Below are 19,185 nucleotides of genomic sequence, written 5' to 3'. Positions count from 1 at the left end.
CACCCCTCAACCGGCCAGGGCGGCCAGCTGCTCGGCCTGGTGTTCGTTGATCAGGGTGTCGATGAGCAGGTCCAGGTTGCCGGCCACGATGTCATCCAGCTTGTACAGGGTGAGGTTGATTCGGTGGTCGGTGACCCGCCCCTGGGGAAAGTTGTAGGTGCGGATGCGCTCGGAGCGGTCGCCGCTGCCCACCAGGCTCTTGCGGGTCGCCGCCTCCTCCCGGGCCTGGGCGCTGCGCTGCTGCTCCAGCAGCCGGGCCTGCAGCAGGCTGAGGGCGCGGGCCCGGTTCTTGTGCTGGGAGCGCTCGTCCTGGCATTCCACCACGATGCCCGTAGGCAGGTGGGTGAGACGGATAGCGGAATCGGTCTTGTTGACGTGCTGGCCGCCGGCGCCGGAGGCGCGATAGGTATCCACCCGCAGATCCGCCGGGTTGACCTCCACCTCGTCGATATCATCGGCCTCGGGCAGCACCGCCACGGTGCAGGCGGAGGTGTGGATGCGGCCCTGGGACTCGGTCTCCGGCACCCGCTGCACGCGATGGGCGCCGGATTCGAACTTGAGCCGGGCGTAGACGTCTTTGCCCAGGATACGGCAGATGATCTCCTTGTAGCCGCCGTGTTCGCCCAGGCTCTCGGATAGCACCTCCACCGTCCAGCCCCGGGTCTCGGCGTAGTGGCTGTACATGCGGAACAGGTCGCCGGCGAACAGGGCGGCCTCGTCGCCGCCGGTGCCGGCGCGGATCTCCAGGAAGGTGTTGCGGTTGTCCGCGGGGTCCCGGGGCAGCAACAGGCGGTTGAGCTCGGCCTCCAGGGCCTCCTGCCGGGACTGGCCTTCAGCCAGGCTCTCCCGGGCGAGTTCACGGATTTCCGGGTCGCCGTCCTTGAGCATCTCCTCGGCGGCGGCCACCTCCGCCCCGGCGTCTGTGTATTTCCGGTAACAGGCCACCACGGGGTCGATCTCGGCGTATTCCATGGCATAGGCACGGAAACGGTCCTGGTCGGCGATCACCGAAGGTTCCGACAGCAGGGCGCTCAACTCCGTGAGCCGATCCGCGACGTCGGCGAGCTTGTCCTCCATCGATGCCTTCATCGCGGCGGGTACCGTTTGGCGGTGATGCCGAGCAGGCGCAGCCCCGTGCTGACGGTATCGGTGTCGCCGGCGGCACTGGCCTTGCGCAGCTCCGTACAGGGGGTGTGGATGAGCTTGTTGGTGAGGACATGGGCGAGGTAGTCGACGACCCGTTCCGGGGCCTCCCCCTTGGCGAGCATGCGCTCGGCCTTGGCGAGGACCTCGTCCCGGGCCGCTTCGGACTGCTGGCGGTAGGTGACGATGCTGTCCACCACATCCTGGGAGCGCAGCCAGCTCAGGAAGTGGGATACCTGGAGGTCGATGATCTCCTCGGCCTGGACGGCGGCCTCCTGGCGGGAGCGCAGGCCCTCGTCCACTATGTCGCGCAGGTCGTCCACCGTGTACAGGTAGATGTCCTCGAGTTCGCCCACCTCGGGCTCGATGTCGCGGGGCACGGCGATATCCACCATGAGGATGGGCTTGTGGCGCCGCCGGCGGATGGCCTGTTCGACGCTGCCCTTGCCGAGGATGGGCAGGGGACTCGCGGTGGAGCTGATGACGATGTCGGCCTCGGCCAGATGGGCCGGGATCTCGGGCAGGGCGATGGCGTAGCCGTCGAGTTCGTTGGCGAGTTCCCGGGCCCGCTCTACGGTACGGTTGGCCACCACCAGGCGCTTGATGCCGTTTTCCCGCAGGTGGCGGGCCGCCAGCTCGATGGTCTCGCCGGCACCGATGAGCAAAGCGGTCTGCTCCGCCAGGTTGTCGAAGATCTGGTGGGCCAGGCGTACTGCGGCAAAGGCCACGGAGACCGGGCTCGAACCGATGGCGGTATCCGTGCGTACCTGTTTGGCGACCGAGAAACTGTGCTGGAACAGCCTGCCCAGGCGTTTGCCCACGGTGCCGGTCTCGCAGGCCTTGTGGTAGGCGTCCTTGACCTGGCCGAGGATCTGGGGCTCCCCCAACACCATGGAGTCGAGGCCTGCGGCCACGCGTAGCACGTGCCGAACGGTGCCGCGGGTCTCGTGGGTGTAGACATAGGGTTGGACCTCATGGTCCGCCAGACGGTGGTAGTCTTTGAACCAATCGAGGGCGATGCGTGTCCCATTGGATCCGGTCAGGCCGCAGTAGAGTTCGGTGCGGTTGCAGGTCGAAAGTATGACCGCTTCCTGGACGCTGGTAAGGTCGGCGAGGTCGCGCAAAGCGATGCCCACGGCCTCCGGTCCGATATTGACGCGCTCCCGGATGGCCAGCGGCGCGGTCTTGTGATTGATACCGAATGCGAAGAGCGTCATCGAGGCATTGTCAACCCTGTTAGGGCAACCGGAGAGTTTGGGAGATGGCAAGGGTAAATACAAGAATACCAGTCTCGTCAGAAAAATTTGTGGGTAGTTGCCCGGAGCCATGGTGCGCGCCGCGTAGGGCCACGGTGGCGCCGCACCATGCTGATTAGGGATAATCCAGGCCTATGTTCCGATTGATTACCTCCAACCCGACCGCCGGCGCCCTTCGGGCGGGGTGGCTCTTGTCCATCGCCCTGGTCGTGTCCGGGTGTGCCGGTGTTTCCTCCGGGCGCGATGCCGGCCGGGTGGCCCTGCCCGAGCCCGTGACCACCCCCGTGAGTGAGCGCGCCGAGACCATCTACAAGCTGCTGGTGGCCGAAGTGGCGGGCCACCGCGGGGCCCTCGATGTGGCGGTGGCCAACTACTTGGAAGTAGCGCGGGCCACCGGCGACCCCGAGGTGAGCGAGAGGGCGTTGCGTATCGCCATTTTCTCCAAGGACGACGAGGGCGCCCGCGAGGCCGCCACCCTGTGGACGGAGCAGCAGCCGGACAACAGGGAGGCCCAGCGGGTGCTGTCGGCACTCTACGTGCGCAGTGGCGACGAGTCCGCGGCGGTGGCGGCCTTGAACCGGATGATGGACGGCTGGAAGGGCCCCGATGCCCATGGTTACCGGGTCGTCATGGAAACCCTGGCCCGGGAACGCGACAAGGAGGCGGCGAAAGCGGTGATGGCGCGCTTCATGGAGAGTCGTCGCGACGACCCGGAGGCTCTTCTCGCCTGGGCCACCTTCGCCGTGCGGGTGAAGGATAACGCCTTGGCGGAGGAGCTGCTGCAGGAGTTCCTGGCCACGGAGCCCGACCATCAGGCCGCCAACCTGCTCCTGGTGCAGGTACTCCAGGAGCAGGACAAGCTGCCCCGGGCCCTGGAGATCATGGAGCGCATGGTGGCATCCCGGCCGGACGACGCCAGTATTCGCCTGCCCTACGCGCGCCTGCTGGTGTCGGCGAAGCGCTATGATCAGGCCCTCGAACAGTTCTCGACCCTCGAGCGCAAGGCCCCGGCAAATGCCGACGTGATCTTCGCCCGTGCCCTGCTGTTGCTCCAGACCAACCGCGTGGATGAGGCGGCCGGAGCCTTCGAGCGCCTCCTGGAACTGGGGGAGAAGGAGCGCACGGCCCATTTCTATCTCGGCCAGATCGCGGTAGCGCGCAAGGACATGGACGTGGCCCTGGAACATTATGACGCAGTGGATCGGGGGCAGCACTACCTCGATGCCCAGCTCAGGACGGCCGCCCTGCTGGCGGACGAGAACGGGCTGGCGGCGGCCCTGGCCCATCTGCATGGCATCAATACCCGCAACGAGCAGCAGGCGGCGCGGGTGGCCATGGTGGAGGCCGAGCTGCAGGCCGACAAGGGCTCCCTCGAGGCGGCCATGGCAACCTATGACCGCGGCCTGGCGGAATACCCGGACAACGCCGACCTGCGCTATGCTCGCGCCATGCTGGCGGAGAAGATGGGGCGCATCGATCTTCTGGAACGCGACCTGCGCGCCATCCTCGACGCGGATCCCACCCATGTTCAGGCCCTCAACGCCCTGGGCTATACCCTGGCGGACCGTACGGACCGCTACGAGGAGGCCCATGATTACATCCAACGGGCCCTCAAGCAGCGCCCGGACGACTACTACATCCTCGACAGCATGGGTTGGGTGCTTTACCGGCTCGGGCGTCACGATGAGGCCCTGGAGTATCTCAGACGTGCGGCCAGCCTCTCCGATGACGTGGAAGTGGCGGCTCACCTGGGTGAGGTGCTGTGGGTGGCGGGCCGCAAGGAAGAGGCCCGCGCGGTGTGGGACAATGCCCTGGAGCACACCCCCGATGACCGGCGTCTGCTGGAGGTCATCAAGCGTTTCGTTCCGTGACCCGTCTCGCCGTCACCTGCCTGGCCCTGCTGTTGGGCGGCTGTACCGTGGTCCCGGACCGGGATGGCGAGGCGCCGGCATACCGGGGGGGCCTCGAACGGCTCACCACCTGGACGGCCACCGGGCGCATCCATATCCAGGCGGACGAAGAATCCTGGCAGGCCACCCTGGTCTGGCGCCAGCAGGGGGATGCCTATGGCATCCGTCTCATCGCCCCCCTGGGGCAGGGTACCCTGGGGTTGCGGGGCGATGCCGCAGGGGTGGTGCTGCGCACGGCGGATGGGAAGGAGTACGCCGCCGCCGAGCCGGAGGCCCTGATGCTGGATATCCTGGGCTGGCGGGTGCCCGTGGACGGCATGCGCCACTGGATGGTGGGGCGACCCGACCCCCGATGGGAAATCAGGGCACGCGTGGAGGATGAGGCGGGCCGTCTGGTGGAGTTGCGCCAGGCGGGGTGGCACATCCGTTACCTGGACTACGGTAAGGACACCGGCATCGCCCTGCCGCGCAGGATACGGTTGGAGACGGAACGCTTTTCCCTCCACATCGTGATCTCCCGCTGGGAGCCCGGCCGGGCATGAAGCCCCTGTTCTGGAGTGCCCCCGCCAAGCTGAATCTGTTCCTGCACATCACCGGGCGGCGGGACGATGGCTACCATGAGTTACAGACCGTCTTTCAACTCATCGAGGCCGCCGACGAGGTGCGGTTGTCGGTGCGTGAGGATGGCGAGATACGTCGTCTCAGCGGGCTGCCGGGGGTGGCGCCGGAGGCGGACCTCGGGGTGCGTGCGGCGCGATTGCTCAAGGAGGCCTCCGGTACGCCCCTGGGGGTCGACATCGCCGTCACCAAGCGGCTGCCCATGGGGGGCGGTCTGGGCGGCGGCAGTTCGGATGCCGCGACCGTGCTGGTGGCCACCAATGCCTTATGGGGCCTCGGCTGGAGCCGCGCCGACCTCGCCCGACTGGGCACGGCGCTGGGGGCGGACGTGCCGGTGTTCGTGGCCGGCCGTACGGCCTGGGGAGAGGGCATAGGCGAGCGCCTGGCGCCGGTGGCCCTGGCGTCTTGCTGGTTCCTGGTGGTGACACCGGATTGCCACGTCTCCACCGCGGAGGTCTTCCAGGACCCGGAATTGACACGGGACGCCGAACCCCTGAAAATGCTGCGCTTTTTTCCGGATGGTGCGACCATGGCCGTCGCGGACCTGATGGCAGCGACGCGCAACGACTGCGAGCCGCTGGTGAGGCGGCGGTATCCCGAGGTGGCCGAGGCCCTGCGGCGCCTCGGGGAGTTTGGCCCGGCCCGCCTCACGGGCACCGGTGCCTCGGTATTCCTGGCGGCGGAATCCGAGCACCACGCGCGTGCTGTCGCGCGCCGCCTGCCGTCGCGCTGGCGTATCATGGTGACAAGAAGCCTGGCACATTCACCGCTGGGTGATGGTTGAGAGCGTCGTCTTTTGGGGTGTAGCCAAGAGGTCTAAGGCACCGGGTTTTGATCCCGGCATTCCCAGGTTCGAATCCTGGCACCCCAGCCAAATCGCAACGGCCGCAGGCCGTTGCACCGCCAGGGCAGGGTGCCAGGATGAGAACCTGGAAGGTTCGACCGATTTGCCGGGACAATTCCGTCGGGAACGGAATTGGTCGCCCGCAGGGCGCCCGAAGGGCGAGCCGCATGGACGCGGCGAGACAACAAATCGGAACGCCGCGCAGCGGCGGCCCGCAGGGCGGAGTACAGGGATGCACGCAGTAATCCTGGCACCCCAGCCAAATCGCAACGGCCGCAGGCCGTTGCACCGCCGGGGCAGGGTGCCGGGATGAGAACCTGAGAAGCCCCGACGGGGCATTGATTGATTTTTGAGTACATTGTTTTTGAGTATGGGGAGTCGTGTTGTCCAGGAACGCCGGAATGATGGTCTTCAGCGGGAACTCCAACCCGAAATTGGCGTCCGCTATCGCCCGTCATCTGGGCGTGGGCCTTGGCAAGGCCGTCGTCAGCAGCTTCAGCGATGGCGAGGTGATGGTGGAGATCATGGAGCATGTGCGCGGGCGCGACATCTTCGTGGTCCAGTCCACCTGTGCCCCCACCAACGACAACCTGATGGAGTTGCTGGTGATGGTGGATGCCCTGAAACGGGCCTCCGCAGGGCGCATCACCGCGGTGCTGCCATACTTCGGCTATGCGCGCCAGGACCGCCGCCCGCGCTCGGCGCGGGTGGCCATTACCGCCAAGGTGGTGGCCGATATGATCGCGACCGTCGGGACGGATCGGGCCCTGACGGTGGATCTCCATGCCGATCAGATCCAGGGCTTTTTCAACATCCCCGTGGACAACGTCTACGGCTCGCCCATCCTGCTCGGCGACGTGTGGCGCAAGTACAAGGGCGACGATCTCATCGTGGTGTCGCCCGATGTCGGGGGTGTGGTGCGGGCGCGGGCCCTGGCTAAGCGTCTCGACGATGCGGACCTGGCCATCATCGACAAGCGCCGGCCGCGGGCCAACGAGGCCCAGATCATGAACATCATCGGCGACGTGAAAGGGCGTAATTGCGTCATCATCGACGACCTGGTGGACACGGCGGGCACCCTGGCCCAGGCGGCGGGGGCCCTCAAGGAACATGGGGCGGCCAAGGTGGCGGCCTATTGCACACACCCGGTGTTGTCGGGGCCGGCGGTCGCCAACGTGGCCGGCTCGGCCCTGGACGAGCTGGTGGTAACGGATACCATCCCGCTGAGTGCCGAGGCGGAGGCCTGCACCAAGATTCGCCAGCTGAGCCTGGCGGAACTGCTGGCGGAGAGTCTCCGCCGCATCAACAACGACGAGTCCCTGAGTTCCCTGTTCATGGACTGACACACATTATTTGTCGCCGGCGCCCGCGGGCCCGGCTTATGGTGCCCGGGTATGCCTGGTCGCGGGACCCCGGGTGCGAGCGCCATAGGGCGTAAAAACTGGAGAAACTGATGGAAAACTTTGAACTCAACGCCGAAGCGCGCGACGACATGGGGAAGGGTGCGAGCCGCCGCCTGCGTCGGGCCGGCAAATTCCCGGCCATCGTGTATGGTTCGAGCAAGGCGCCACGGACCGTGGCGGTGAACCACAACGAGATGCTGCTGCACCTGCAGAACGAGGCCTTTTACTCCCACGTCCTTACCCTCAACGTGGCCGGCGCCCGGGAACAGGTGGTGCTGAAGGACATGCAACGCCATCCCTCCCATCCCACCATTCTCCACGCCGATTTCCTGCGGGTGGACGCCACCCATAAGCTGACCATGCAGGTGCCGATCCACTTCACCAACGAGGACAAGTGCCCCGGCAGGAAGCTGAGCAATGGTCTCATCCAGCACCACATCACGGATTTGGAGATCAGCTGCCTGGCCAAGGACCTGCCTGAGTTCATCGAAGTGGACCTGGGGACCACCGAGGTCGGTGACATCATCCAGGTGGGTGACGTCCAACTGCCCGAGGGCGTGGAACTCACCCCCAACACCGTCCTCGAGCAGCCGGTGGTGTCGGTGACCCAGGCCATGGCGGAGGAAGTGGACGAGGAAGAGGGCGAGGAAGGGGGCGAGGCCGGGGGCGAAGCCGAGGGCGAGTCCGAGCCGGACAACGAGTAGCGCCCGGCGGGCCAGGTGTCATCGCCCATCGCAGTGGTGGCGGGCCTCGGAAACCCGGGGTCCGCCTATGCGGACACCCGCCACAACGCGGGTTTCTGGTTCGTGGACCGTCTCGCCGCCGGCGGGGCCGTGTTTCGCAGCGTGGGACGGTTTCACGGCGAGGTGGCGGAACTGGGACAACCTCCCTGCCGGCTCCTCAAACCCGCCACCTTCATGAACCGCAGCGGCCAATCGGTGGCGGCCCTCATGAACTACTATCGCCTGCCGGCGGATGAACTGCTGGTGGTCCACGATGATCTGGACCTGCCGGCCGGTACCGTACGCCTCAAGCACGGCGGCGGCCATGGCGGCCATAACGGGTTGCGGGACATCATGGCGGCCCTGGGCCAGCGGGATTTTCGCCGCCTGCGCGTCGGCGTCGGCCATCCGGGGGATCGGGAACGGGTGGTGGGCCATGTGCTCGAGCGCCCGACCCGGGAGGAGGCCCGGCTCATGGAGGATGCCATCGACCGTGCCATCAAGGTATTCCCCATGGTGCAGGAGGGGGCCTGGGAGAAGGCCATGCACGCCCTCCACAGCGCCCCCTAGTCAGCCACAGTACCAGCCGGAAGACCATTCATGGGTTTCAAATGCGGAATCGTCGGCCTGCCCAATGTGGGCAAGTCGACCCTGTTCAATGCCCTCACCGCCAACGGTATCGCGGCGGAGAATTACCCCTTCTGTACCATCGATCCCAACGTCGGTGTGGTGCCGATCCCCGATCCGCGCCTCGACGCCATCGCGGCCATCGTCAAGCCGCGGCAGGTCATCACCAGCACCATGGAGTTCGTTGACATCGCGGGCCTCGTCAAGGGCGCGGCCCAGGGGGAGGGGCTCGGCAACAAGTTCCTGGCCACCATCCGCGAGACCCAGGCCGTGTGTCATGTGGTGCGCTGCTTCGAGGATTCCGATGTCATCCACGTGGAGGGGCGGGTGGATCCGGCGGCGGATATCGAGGTGATCAACACCGAACTGGCCCTGGCGGATCTGGAAACGGTGCAGAAGGCCCGCCAGCGGGTGGAAAAGGTGGCCAAGAGCGGCGACAAGGTGGCGCGCGCCCAATTCGGCCTGTTGGAACGGGTGGAAGCGGAGATGGATACCGGCAGGCCGGCCCGCGCCATCGACCTGACGGAGGAGGAGCGTGCCGCCCTGCGCCCCCTGTTCCTGCTGACTCTGAAGCCCACGCTTTACATTGCCAACGTGGCCGAGGACGGCTTCACGGACAACCCTTACCTGGATACCGTGCGGGCCATCGCTGCGGCCGAAGGGGCGGAGGTGGTGCCCATCAGCGCCGCGGTGGAGGCCGAGCTGGCCACCCTGGAGGCCGGGGAGCGCGCCGAGTTTCTGGCGGAGATGGGACTGGACGAGCCCGGCCTCCATCGCCTGATCCGCGCCGGTCACCGCCTGCTGGGGCTGCAGACCTATTTCACCGCCGGTGAGAAGGAGGCCCGGGCCTGGACCGTCCGGGTGGGGGCCACCGCCCCCCAGGCCGCCGCCGTCATCCACACGGATTTCGAGCGCGGCTTCATTCGCGCCGAGGTGGTGGGCTACGAGGATTTCGTCGCCTGCAAAGGCGAACAGGGTGCCAAGGAGGCCGGTAAATGGCGCCTCGAAGGCAAGGACTACGTGGTCCGGGACGGCGACATCATCCACTTCCGTTTCAACGTCTGAGGGGCAGGGCGAAGGGTCTGCACACGGGCTGGTGGAAGAGGCGTAGGTCGGCTGCTTCCGGCAACCGGCGGCCCGTTGCCAGTCCGGATTCGACAACGCAGCACGTTCATTCCCAAATACTTAATAAGTCCTGTTATCATTCGCAGTGAGAGGAATCGGGGAACCCCGGATGAACTCTTATGGCGCTACGCGCCGCCCAAGATGATGAAAGAGGAGCGCGTATCGCCATGTTCGTTCCCTCACCCCATCCCTCTCCCAGAGGGAGAGGGGGAGTTCGTGCTTCGCGACTTTCACGTTAACGACACCGCCAACACTTGGCCCGTGCCCCGGCGCGGCCTGGACGCAGTGTTTTGTTGTCTATCGATCGTCCATGGCGAGGAATTTACCGCCGTCGTTCCCTCTTGAGCGAAACTTCAGCGGATGCCACGCCCTACCAAAGGAGGCATAGAGGAATGAGGTCGTTTTTTCCGGCCCTGGCCATGCTGTCTTTCTGCGTCTCTTCCGCCATGGCGGGGACGGAGCAGATCCACGTCGAGCTCAACAAACTGGAGCCGGAGGGCGACGCCTGCCGTGCCTACCTGGTGCTGGAGAACGGGACCGCGAGCGCTTTCGAGAGCCTCAAGCTCGATCTCGTCATGTTCGACGGTGAGGGCGTGGTCGCGAAGCGTCTCGCCGTCGAGACGGCGCCGCTGCCCCCGGGCAAGACGCGTCTCAAGGTGTTCGACATGGAGGGTCTCGCCTGCGAACGGGTGGGTCGCGTGTTGCTCAACGCCATCCTGGCCTGCGCCGATGCCACGGGCCCGCGGGAGGATTGCCTCGGCCTCGTCGCGGTGAGCGCCCGCGGAACACGGGAGTTCATCAAATGACACCGCGGCGCCGGAGTCAGCCCACCGAGACCAAGTGAAAGTGAACGGGGTCAGGTCTCACATTGCAGCATCGCTGGCACCAGGATCATCTATTTCACTTGGCTGGGGAGGGAGCGAAACGCAATCTCGGCACGGCCCGCGTCAGGCACTGAGTACCCGGCCTCCCAGGCTCCGACCCCTGACCGCCATTTGCCGGCAGCCGCTGAAGCGGCAAAGTTCAAAGGTCAATGTCAGGAGGTAGGTGTAACGTCCCGAATGGACAGATTCAGTTTCGGGGCTCGTCAGCAGAATTCGTGGGTGTAGATGACGAGAATTTCCTCTCGCCAAGTCGCCAAGAGCGCCAAGTCAGGATCATCCTTGGTACCCCTCGGTCACGATAGATGGCGCTCGCATTGCCCCCGGGGCCACGGGATATTGCACAGGGTGCGAATCACCGAAAAACATAAGCTGAAGCTTTCTTGGCGTTCTTCGCGTTCTTGGCGAGAGCCTGTTGTTCGTTGGGCCAAAGCGGTGACAGTTTACTCAATGTAGTTGAGTAAACTGTCACCGTATTACGTGTCACCGTATTACGCCGTATTACCGTGCTTGAGGACCAAATAACCACACGAAATGTAGCACGATCTTGCCCTGGGGTTCGTCCTGTGAAGTTTGGATTCAGGTGCTAAAACAGGTACTATAGGCCCATTTTTAGTACGTAATGGAGTCCGGCTATGGATAATATCCTGCCTGCCGCCGAGATCAAGCGTCGCGGCATGGCCGCCATTGAGGAAAGCCTGCGGCGTGGCCCGGTACATATTCTCAAGCGCAACAAGGCCACTGCGGTGGTGCTGTCGGAGGAGGATTACCAGCGCCTTGTCGGAAACCAGCCGCCGGACCAACCCGGAATGACGGCCGTGCAGTGGCTGCTGGCGCAGCCCGCCACCGGCACCCGCGACAAGGCGGACATTGACGCCGCCCTGGCCGAAGAACGCGCCTGGTGATGGCCTTTTTCGACGCCAGCGCATTGATCTACCTGTTGGAAGGCAAGGCGCCTTTCGTTGAGCGTGTGCGTGCCGCACTGGCGGCGCTGATTGATGAATACCCCGACATGAACTCGGTGCTGAGTCGCCTGTCCTGGTTGGAGTGCCGCGCCGGCCCGATGAAGACCGGCGATGCCGCCACATTGGCGTTATACGATGCGTTCTTCGCCCGGCCGGATCTGGTGTGGGTGGAACTGTCACGGGATGTGGTGGAACTGGCGACTCTGCTCCGCGTGCGGCACGGCCTGCGCACCCCGGACGCCTTGCAGGGGGCATGCTGCCTGCAACTGGGGCCAGACCATGTGCTGCTGACGGGGGATCCTGCGTTCCAGCGCGTCCAGGGCCTGAATGTCAGAGTGCTGAGCTGAAGCAGGCGCCATCGAGCACCTCAAGGTATCGCTGTTCGGCGAGCCGGCGGGGTCTAGAGCGGGGTCTGGTCTCCCACTGCAGCATCCCTGGCACCTGGATCATCGATTTCCCTTGGCTGCGCAGGAGCGAAACGCAATCCCGGCACGGCCCACGTCAGGCGGCGGATCCGTGCCATGCCGGGTTCCGCCTCGCTCAACTCAGCCTGCAGGCGGGGAAAGCCCCACGGGTGCCAGAAGGCACGGGGCAGGGACTTGCACTCGGGAAGCGGGATTCTCATAATGATAACGATTATCACTAATATTCGGTGCCTGCTCCCGCCATGTCCCAGGATGCCGGTTGTCCATACGAGCGCCTCTATCTCGACCACCACGGCTGGCTGCTGGGCTGGCTGGGGCGCAAGCTCGGCTGTCCTCATGATGCCGCGGACCTGAGCCACGATACCTTCCTGCGCCTGCTGCGCGGCCGGGATCTGCCCGGCCTGCGCGAGCCGCGGGCCTACCTGCTGGTCATCGCCAACCGGCTGCTGATCAACCGTCACCGGCGCCGCAAGGTGGAGGAGGAAGCGCTGCGCCAGGTGGCCGTGCTGCTGGAGCGCGAGGAGCGGCGCGGCCCGGCCGAGACGGTGGTGGCGCAGGACCTGCTGGCCCAGGTGTTGCTCCTGCTCACCGAGGAGCTGCCGGAGAAGCCGCGCCGGGCCTTCCTCATGGCGCGCGTGGACGGCAAGAGCTACCGCGAGATTGCTGCCCGTCTGGATGTCTCCGAGAGCAGCGTCAAACAGTATCTGGCCAAAGTCCTGGCCCATTGCCATGCGCGCCTTTATGACAGCTCGTCCGGGGAGGGCGGGCCCTGATGGTGTGGCAGGCAGCCAACGAGACGGGCAGTCACGAGGATCACGCCACGCTCCGCGAGCAAGCCGCTGACTGGGTGTTGCGCCTGGAGGAGGCCGGGCCGGAGACGCGCGAGCGCCTTGTGGCCGAGTGTGAGGCCTGGCAGGCGACCGATCCCCTACGGCGGCAGGTGCTAGAGCAGATGCAGCGGATGTGGTCGGCGGTGACGCCGGCACCCGCCCGCCGCCGCCGCCGTGCGGCCGGCCTGGGGTTGCTCATGCTGCTGGCAGGGGTGACGGGGACACAGCTGCCCTGGAATCTGTGGACCGCCGATTACCGCACGGCGGCGGGCGAGATCCGCGATATCACCCTGCCGGACGGCAGCACGCTGGTGCTGAACAGCGACAGCGCCATCGATATCGACTACGGCGACGACCGCCGCCGCATTCGCCTGGAGCGCGGCGAGCTGTTGGTGAGGGTGGATGAGGACCCCGCCCGCCGGGCGTTCGAAGTGACCACGGCGCACGGGGCCGCCGTTGCCCTGGGTACCCGCTACGGTGTGCGCCTGGATCAGGCCTATACTGACATCACGGTCCACGAATCCCGCGTGCGCCTGCTCCCGCGCGACGCCGCCGCGCCCGGCGAGATCCTTGCCGGCGGTCAGCGCGCCCGGCTGACACCCGGGGCCGTGATCCGGGTGGTCTCCGCCCGGCTTCAGCCGCCGGACTGGGCGGACCGGCGCCTGGTGTTCAACGACGCCCCGTTGGCCGAGGTGGTCGAGCGCCTGGGGCAGTATCGCCAGGGCTGGCTGCTGCTGGACGCGGATTTGACCCATCGCCATCTGCGCTTCACCGGCGTGGTGCCGGCCGAGGACAGCGATGCCGCCCTGAGCGTGCTCGCCGACGCCTTGTCACTGGAACTCCGCTCGGTCACCCCCTACCTGGTCTGGCTGCACCCTTCAGAATAAAAAATATCCCGGCCGGACTGCCCGATTGTCCTCCTGCTTTGTCATCAGGGGTAGGAAACCCCAAATCGACTCAAGCAGGAGATACCCAATGCGAACTCTGTCCCTCCGTGCCGGGGCCCTGTGCCTCGCGCTGCTGCCGGGCGTTACGCCGTTGCTGGTGACGCCGGCCGCCGCCCAGAGCGCCACCGCCGAGCCCATGACCTTCAACCTCCGCGCCCAGCCGCTGGACCAAGCCGTCACCGAGCTGGCCCGCCAGGCCGGGCTGACGATCGGCGGCGACGCCGCCCTGCTGCGCAGCCGCCAGGCCCCGGCCCTGCAGGGCCGATACACCCCGCACGAGGCATTGCGCATCCTGCTTACGGGCTCCGGCGTGGCCGCGCGCTTTGCCGGTGACAGCACTGTCACGCTGATGCAGGCGTCGGCACAGGGCGGAGACGGACCGGTGCAGCTCGCGCCGATCCAGGTCACGGGAACGGGCGGCTCGGCATTTGCGCCTGTGGAAGGTTATCAGGCCACTCATTCGTATACCGCCACCCGGACCGACACGCCCATCATCGATACGCCGGCTTCCGTCCAGGTCGTTCCGAATGACGTGCTGGAAGACCAGCAGGTGCTGCGGCTCAAGGATGCCATCAAGAACGTCAGCGGCGTGCAGCCGCGCGGTGCGTCCGGTGTCAGCAGTGAGCAACTGACTATCCGTGGGTTCGATCAGGGCGGGTTCATCTTCAGGGACGGATTTCGCACGCCCAATACGTTCGGTGCCCGCTTCTTCGAGCTGAGCAATGTTGACCGGGTCGAGGTGCTCAAAGGGCCGGCGAGCGTCCTGTTCGGGCGTATCGAGCCCGGCGGTGTGGTCAACCTCGTCACCAAAAAGCCGCTCCGCGAGTATCAACATAGCATCGAGCAGCAGGTCGGGTCCTACGACTTCTATCGCACGACGGTGGATACGACCGGCCCGATTCCCGGTCTGGAATCGGTCCAGTATCGGCTCATCGCCTCGTATGTGGACGCCGATTCGTTCCGGGATGTCGTCGAGAATGAAACCGTCTTCATCAATCCCCAGCTCGCCTGGGACATCACCGATCGGACCCGGGTTAATTTCTCCTTCGAATACCGGGACGATGACCGCACCAACGATTCCGGCCTGCCCGCCCTCGGCGATGAAGTGGCCGATGTCCCGGAGGATACGTTCCTCGGCAGTCGAGATGACTTTTTAAAGACGGAAATGTTGCGGGTCGCCCTGGACGGATCGCACGCATTCAACGACAGCTGGCTGTTCCGTACCAAGTTCGTATACGAGGATTTCGAGCGCCGCGATGCGCGACTCGACGGGGCTTTCGGGAGTTCAATCGATCCAACGACGGGTGACTTCGATCGAAGGTTTTCCGCCAACAACGCCTTCCCGGAGACCTGGTTCACCACTAATTCACTCGAGGGCCATTTCGACACGGGGGCCTTGAGGCACACGCTGCTGCTGGGTGTCGATTTCACCCGCTCGGACCTGCCCTGGACCTTCCCCGACAATGCGTTCAGCCCCGGTCCCGGCAACAATCTGTTCAACCCGAATCCCAATCCGACGGTCACGCCATCAAATACGACGGTGGATTTCGGTTCCTCGGACGATTTCGACAAGCGTCTGGGGGTTTTCTGGCAGGATCAGATCTCGTTTTTCGACGACCGGCTGCACCTTCTGGTGGGAGGCCGCTACGACGACACCGAGGCCCGGTCGTTCGGCACGAAAAACGAGAATGAGGAATACAGCCAGCGGTATGGAGTCCTGTTCAAACCGAAACGGTGGCTGAGCCTGTACGGCAGCTATGCCCAATCGCTGTCCGGCAATGTCATCTTTGCCCGCACCCGCTCGGGTGAACCCCTCGACCCCGAGGAAGGCGAGCAATGGGAGGTGGGCGCGAAAGCCCTGTTCTTCGACGAGCGCCTGTCGGCGACGCTGACCTGGTTCGATCTGACCAAGGAAAACATCGCGGCGCCGGATCCGGATGGTGGAGATTTCTCGGTGGCGATCGGCGAGGCCGAGAGCCGCGGTCTGGAGCTGGACGTTGCCGGCGAGATCGCGCCCGGCTGGAAGCTCATCGCCTCCTACGGCTGGCTGCCGACGGTGGAGATCACCGAAGACAGCAATCTGGGTCAGGAAGGCAACCGCCTGTTCAACGCGCCACGGCACGCGGGCAGTCTCTGGAGCACCTATACGCTGCAGGGCGGTGAACTCAGGGGGCTTACCTTGGGTGCCGGTATCTTCGGTGTCAGCGAGCGCGAGGGCGACAACGCCAACAGCTTCGAGGCCGACGGTTACGCCCGTGTCGATGCCATGGCGCGCTATCCGTTCATACTCGGCAGCACCCGCGTCACGGCACAGCTCAACATCGAAAACCTCTTCGACATCGACTACATCGAGAGCACCGGCAACAGCCGGATCGCCGGCAATCACCCGGGGGCGCCTTTGAGTGCGCTGTTCTCGCTGAAGGCGGAGTTCTGATCGGCCCGGCCCATGCCGAGATCGCGCACCTGGTTCCGCATCCATAGCTTCACCGGTGTGATCACGGGCCTGATGCTGTTCGTGATTGTTAGCGGCTGAGTAAATCCGCGCATAAATGGCGAAGGTCGCAGTCGCAGGTTCAGGCGGCGTGACTCGGCCTCAGCGCGGATAGGTCGCCTCGACTCAAGCCAGGTCACGCCGCCGATTTGGGTTTAAGGGTCGGCTCAGAAGATCAAGTCATCGTCGTCGACTTCAAAGGTCGTTATGCGGTCTTGTTGCATGAGTTCGACCAGCTGCCGATCGTATCGGCTCCAGATGGCATCGCGAAGTTCGTCGATAAAGTCATAGACTGCCAATGCCTGCTCTGGTGTCCAGTCGTCCGGTATCGGGGGATGGGTCATGGTTAGGCTCCTTTGTTGGATTTGGCGGCGGCTCGGCGCCGCTGTGCCTGTTGCTGCTGTCGCTCCTTGGCCTCCTTGAGCCGGTAGGATTCGCCTTCGATGGTGAGGATCTCTGAGCGGTGTACCAGCCGGTCCACGAGGGAGACCACGCAGGAGGCGTTGGGAAAGACTTCACCCCATTCGGCGAAGGGCCGATTGGTGGTGACCAGGGTGGATTTCTCCTCGTAGCGGCGGGAGACGATCTCGAACAGCAGATCGGCATGGCGATTGGAGTAGGCGAGATACCCCACCTCGTCGACCGCTAGCAGTTGAGGGCGGGCGTAGCGGGCGAGGCGCCGCTTGAGGGCGCTGTCGCCATCCTGGGCGGCCAAGTCATTGAGCATCTGGCCGGCGCTGGTAAAGAGGACGCTGTGGCCGGCCAGCACCGCTTGATGGGCGATGTTGCGGGCCAGGGTGGATTTGCCGACCCCGTTGGGTCCCACCAGGATGATATTGACCGCCTCGGTGAGGAAGTCGAGGCGCATCAGCTCACTGACCAGTTCCCGGTCGCAGCGGCTGGGCCAGCCCCAGTCGAAGTCGGCCAGGGGTTTGAAGCGGCCCAGCCGCGCCCCTTTCATGCGCCGCTCGAGGCTGCGGTGGGCGCGTTCCTCCTCTTCCCACTGGATCAGGGACTCGACCCAGCCAGCGTCGGCGCTCTCCTCCCAATGGCTCAGCAGGCCATGGAGCTTGAGGGCCGTGGCCCGTTCTTTCAGGGATGCGTTAGGGATCATTGGGGCTCCTCCTGGGCGTCGTCTTCGGTTTCGGGCGGGGTGGACTGCAAGGCGTCGTAGCCGCCCAGATCATGGGTGCGTACCACCAGCCCCCTGGCGCGCGCGTGGTCGATGCGCACCCCCACCCGGGGCGGCTGGTTTCTCGCCTCGCGCCTACGCTGCAGGGCGATGCGCACGCCATTGGGGTGAGCCACCCCGTGGGCCAGGCTCTCCTGGATGGCCGCCTCCAGCTCGGGGGCGCCGTAGGCATCGAGGAGGCGCAGCAGGGCTGCGGTGATGGCGCCGAGGTTGTCGCCGCGCTCGGCGGCCTGGACAGCCAATTGCCGGCTGGCCGGTGCGGCCTGGGCCAGGTGGTCCTGGCCGCGATGATGCCGGGCCTGGCGTTTGATCTGGACCAGTGCCTCGATGTGTTCCGGCTGTTCGATCTGCCGGCCCTTGTCGTAGCTGCGCGGGTGGCGGGCGATGACGTCTCCGCCGTCGAGGATCCGCACCTCGGTGGGTGAGGCCGAGACGGTGAGGGTGCGGCGCACATGGGTGTGGGGCACGCTGTAGTCGTTGCCCTCGAAGCGCGCGTAAGGGGTCTTGCCGATGTGGACCTCGACCCGCTCGTCGGTGGGATAGGGGTTATCGGGCAGCGCCAGCAGGGGCTCCTGCTCGAAGGCCTGGCGCACCGAGAGGGCACGGTCCTCCGGGCAGGGCCGGTCCATGGCCCAGCCGTTGCACCAGGCCTCGGCCTGGGCGTTGAGATCATCGATGTCGGTCCATTGGCGGGCCGGCCAGAAATTATCGCGTATCGTGCGGATGGCGCGCTCCACCCGCCCCTTCTCGTTGCCCCGGGCCACCGCCACCGGACGGGGCTCAAAGCGGTAGTGGGCGGCGAACTCGAGCAAGGTGGGATGGAAGCGGATGGCCTCACCCTGGCGCTCCAGCACGGCGCTTTTCAGGTTGTCGTAGAGCAGGACCTTGGGCAGGCCGTTCGAGGCAGTGAAGGCCGCCTCGTGGCCCCGCAGGAAGTTGGCCATCTTGGCATCGAGGAAGAAGCGCAAAAAAATGCGCCGGGAGTAGCTGAGCACCATGACAAAGGCCATCAGGGCATGGGTTGCGCGGCCGATGGTGAGCTTGCCGAAATGGCCCCAGTCGATCTGTCCCTGGTCGCCGGGCAGGGTCTTCAGGCGCAGAAAGGCCTCGGGCCGGGGGCGTGGCCGGTAACAGGCGAGCTGATGGCGGAAGTGGTCGGGGCCGCCGGGGTAGCCCCGTTCACGCACCATGCCGTAGAGGCGGCTGGCGGTGAGCGTGGGGAACTGGGCCAGGGTGTCGGTGATGAACGGCAGATAAGGATCGATCATCGACGGCTGCGCAGCCCGCTCGACCTTCGGCATGCCGGCCTGGGAGAGCACCCGATTGACGACGTTGTGGTGTACGCCCAACTGGCTGGCAATGGTGCCCACCCGCCACTTCTCGACGTAGTGATAGCGCAGGATCTGCGCCTCTTGTTCTTTGCTGATGGCCAATGCGTTTCTCCTCATCTCGTGGCCGGCCGGCTCAAGGGGGCTGAGCCCGGGCGCCTGGTGGCCCCTGTCGGGTGACTGTTCCAAGCGCCGCGGCGGCGGTGGCGCGATGAAGCGGGCCGGTACGCAGGAAAGGTCCGCACTCACGGCCGCAGAAGTGGCAGCGAATGGGCGCCCTCATCGGCGCGCCATCCGCACCGCGGCGGCCAGCCGGCCTCGCCGGAACGGGGGATAGTGGATCATGAGGGGACGGGGCCGGGGAACCCTGATGCGTCACTTTCTGCCTTCTCGCCCGGTAGCGGCGTTGCCGCTCGGCATGCTTGTGCCGGCCATTGCGGCTCTGCTGGTAGCGCCAGCCGGCAGCCCGCAGAGACGC

The 19,185-nt window shown here is 65.7% G+C and carries 18 protein-coding genes and 1 tRNA gene; 14 read left to right on the top strand and 5 right to left on the bottom strand.

Annotation, left to right across the window (positions count from 1 at the left end; all coding sequences use genetic code 11):
* Positions 1-6: 6 nt before the first annotated feature.
* Positions 7-1,089: a peptide chain release factor 1 gene (gene prfA, locus U5S82_06660; protein MDZ7751335.1), complete on the bottom strand. Its 1,083-nt coding sequence runs from the start codon at positions 1,087-1,089 to the stop codon at positions 7-9.
* On the bottom strand, positions 1,086-2,360 hold the full coding sequence (gene hemA / locus U5S82_06655; GenBank protein MDZ7751334.1) for a glutamyl-tRNA reductase: 1,275 nt from the start codon (positions 2,358-2,360) through the stop codon (positions 1,086-1,088). The genes prfA and hemA overlap by 4 nt, the downstream gene beginning before the upstream one ends.
* Positions 2,361-2,533: 173 nt before the next feature.
* On the opposite strand from hemA, the gene U5S82_06650 reads away from it, so the two are divergent.
* The 14 genes from U5S82_06650 to U5S82_06585 all read left to right on the top strand — a co-directional run bounded on the left by U5S82_06650 (position 2,534) and on the right by U5S82_06585 (position 16,130).
* Positions 2,534-4,270 (top strand): tetratricopeptide repeat protein, encoded by a 1,737-nt coding sequence (locus U5S82_06650; protein MDZ7751333.1) that lies wholly within the window; start codon positions 2,534-2,536, stop codon positions 4,268-4,270.
* A complete protein-coding gene (lolB, locus tag U5S82_06645; GenBank protein MDZ7751332.1) occupies positions 4,267-4,851 on the top strand; it encodes a lipoprotein insertase outer membrane protein LolB in 585 nt (194 codons plus the stop codon). Before U5S82_06650 ends, lolB begins: the two co-directional genes overlap by 4 nt.
* The gene (gene ispE, locus U5S82_06640) at positions 4,848-5,711 is read left to right on the top strand and encodes a 4-(cytidine 5'-diphospho)-2-C-methyl-D-erythritol kinase (GenBank protein ID MDZ7751331.1); all 864 of its coding nucleotides are present in this window, start codon (positions 4,848-4,850) and stop codon (positions 5,709-5,711) included. The genes lolB and ispE overlap by 4 nt, the downstream gene beginning before the upstream one ends.
* Before the next feature lie 13 nt (positions 5,712-5,724).
* A tRNA-Gln gene (locus U5S82_06635) sits at positions 5,725-5,801 on the top strand.
* Between the two features lie 371 nt (positions 5,802-6,172).
* A complete protein-coding gene (locus U5S82_06630; GenBank protein ID MDZ7751330.1) occupies positions 6,173-7,114 on the top strand; it encodes a ribose-phosphate diphosphokinase in 942 nt (313 codons plus the stop codon).
* 110 nt (positions 7,115-7,224) lie between these two features.
* Entirely contained in the window at positions 7,225-7,878 is a 654-nt protein-coding gene (locus tag U5S82_06625; GenBank protein MDZ7751329.1) for a 50S ribosomal protein L25/general stress protein Ctc, read from the top strand.
* 15 nt (positions 7,879-7,893) lie between these two features.
* Positions 7,894-8,466 carry an aminoacyl-tRNA hydrolase gene (gene pth, locus U5S82_06620; protein ID MDZ7751328.1) on the top strand — a complete coding sequence of 191 codons (573 nt, stop codon included), beginning with the start codon at positions 7,894-7,896 and terminating at the stop codon, positions 8,464-8,466.
* Positions 8,467-8,496: 30 nt separating this feature from the next.
* Positions 8,497-9,588, top strand: coding sequence for a redox-regulated ATPase YchF (gene ychF, locus U5S82_06615; GenBank protein MDZ7751327.1), 1,092 nt, complete (start codon positions 8,497-8,499; stop codon positions 9,586-9,588).
* A 452-nt stretch (positions 9,589-10,040) separates the two neighbouring features.
* Positions 10,041-10,454 carry a Tat pathway signal sequence domain protein gene (locus U5S82_06610; GenBank protein ID MDZ7751326.1) on the top strand — a complete coding sequence of 138 codons (414 nt, stop codon included), beginning with the start codon at positions 10,041-10,043 and terminating at the stop codon, positions 10,452-10,454.
* A gap of 710 nt (positions 10,455-11,164) precedes the next feature.
* Entirely contained in the window at positions 11,165-11,434 is a 270-nt protein-coding gene (locus U5S82_06605; GenBank protein MDZ7751325.1) for a type II toxin-antitoxin system Phd/YefM family antitoxin, read from the top strand.
* On the top strand, positions 11,434-11,841 hold the full coding sequence (locus U5S82_06600) for a type II toxin-antitoxin system VapC family toxin (GenBank protein ID MDZ7751324.1): 408 nt from the start codon (positions 11,434-11,436) through the stop codon (positions 11,839-11,841). The genes U5S82_06605 and U5S82_06600 overlap by 1 nt, the downstream gene beginning before the upstream one ends.
* Positions 11,842-12,161: 320 nt before the next feature.
* Positions 12,162-12,692, top strand: coding sequence for a sigma-70 family RNA polymerase sigma factor (locus tag U5S82_06595; protein MDZ7751323.1), 531 nt, complete (start codon positions 12,162-12,164; stop codon positions 12,690-12,692).
* On the top strand, positions 12,692-13,636 hold the full coding sequence (locus U5S82_06590) for a FecR domain-containing protein (protein MDZ7751322.1): 945 nt from the start codon (positions 12,692-12,694) through the stop codon (positions 13,634-13,636). Before U5S82_06595 ends, U5S82_06590 begins: the two co-directional genes overlap by 1 nt.
* An 88-nt stretch (positions 13,637-13,724) precedes the next feature.
* A complete protein-coding gene (locus U5S82_06585; protein ID MDZ7751321.1) occupies positions 13,725-16,130 on the top strand; it encodes a TonB-dependent receptor in 2,406 nt (801 codons plus the stop codon).
* A gap of 224 nt (positions 16,131-16,354) precedes the next feature.
* Here the strand turns inward: U5S82_06585 and U5S82_06580 are convergent, their stop codons facing one another.
* Genes U5S82_06580 through istA form a run of 3 tightly spaced genes read right to left on the bottom strand, consistent with a single transcriptional unit; the run spans position 16,355 to position 18,812 of the window.
* A complete protein-coding gene (locus U5S82_06580; GenBank protein ID MDZ7751320.1) occupies positions 16,355-16,531 on the bottom strand; it encodes a hypothetical protein in 177 nt (58 codons plus the stop codon).
* 2 nt (positions 16,532-16,533) lie between these two features.
* Positions 16,534-17,301 (bottom strand): IS21-like element helper ATPase IstB, encoded by a 768-nt coding sequence (gene istB, locus U5S82_06575; GenBank protein MDZ7751319.1) that lies wholly within the window; start codon positions 17,299-17,301, stop codon positions 16,534-16,536.
* A complete protein-coding gene (gene istA, locus U5S82_06570; protein ID MDZ7751318.1) occupies positions 17,298-18,812 on the bottom strand; it encodes an IS21 family transposase in 1,515 nt (504 codons plus the stop codon). Before istA ends, istB begins: the two co-directional genes overlap by 4 nt.
* Between the last annotated feature and the right edge of the window lie 373 nt (positions 18,813-19,185).

This window comes from Gammaproteobacteria bacterium (genome assembly GCA_034522055.1).
In the GTDB taxonomy this organism is placed as follows: Bacteria; Pseudomonadota; Gammaproteobacteria; order JAABTG01; family JAABTG01; genus JAABTG01.
This window is presented reverse-complemented; position numbering and strand designations above follow the sequence as displayed.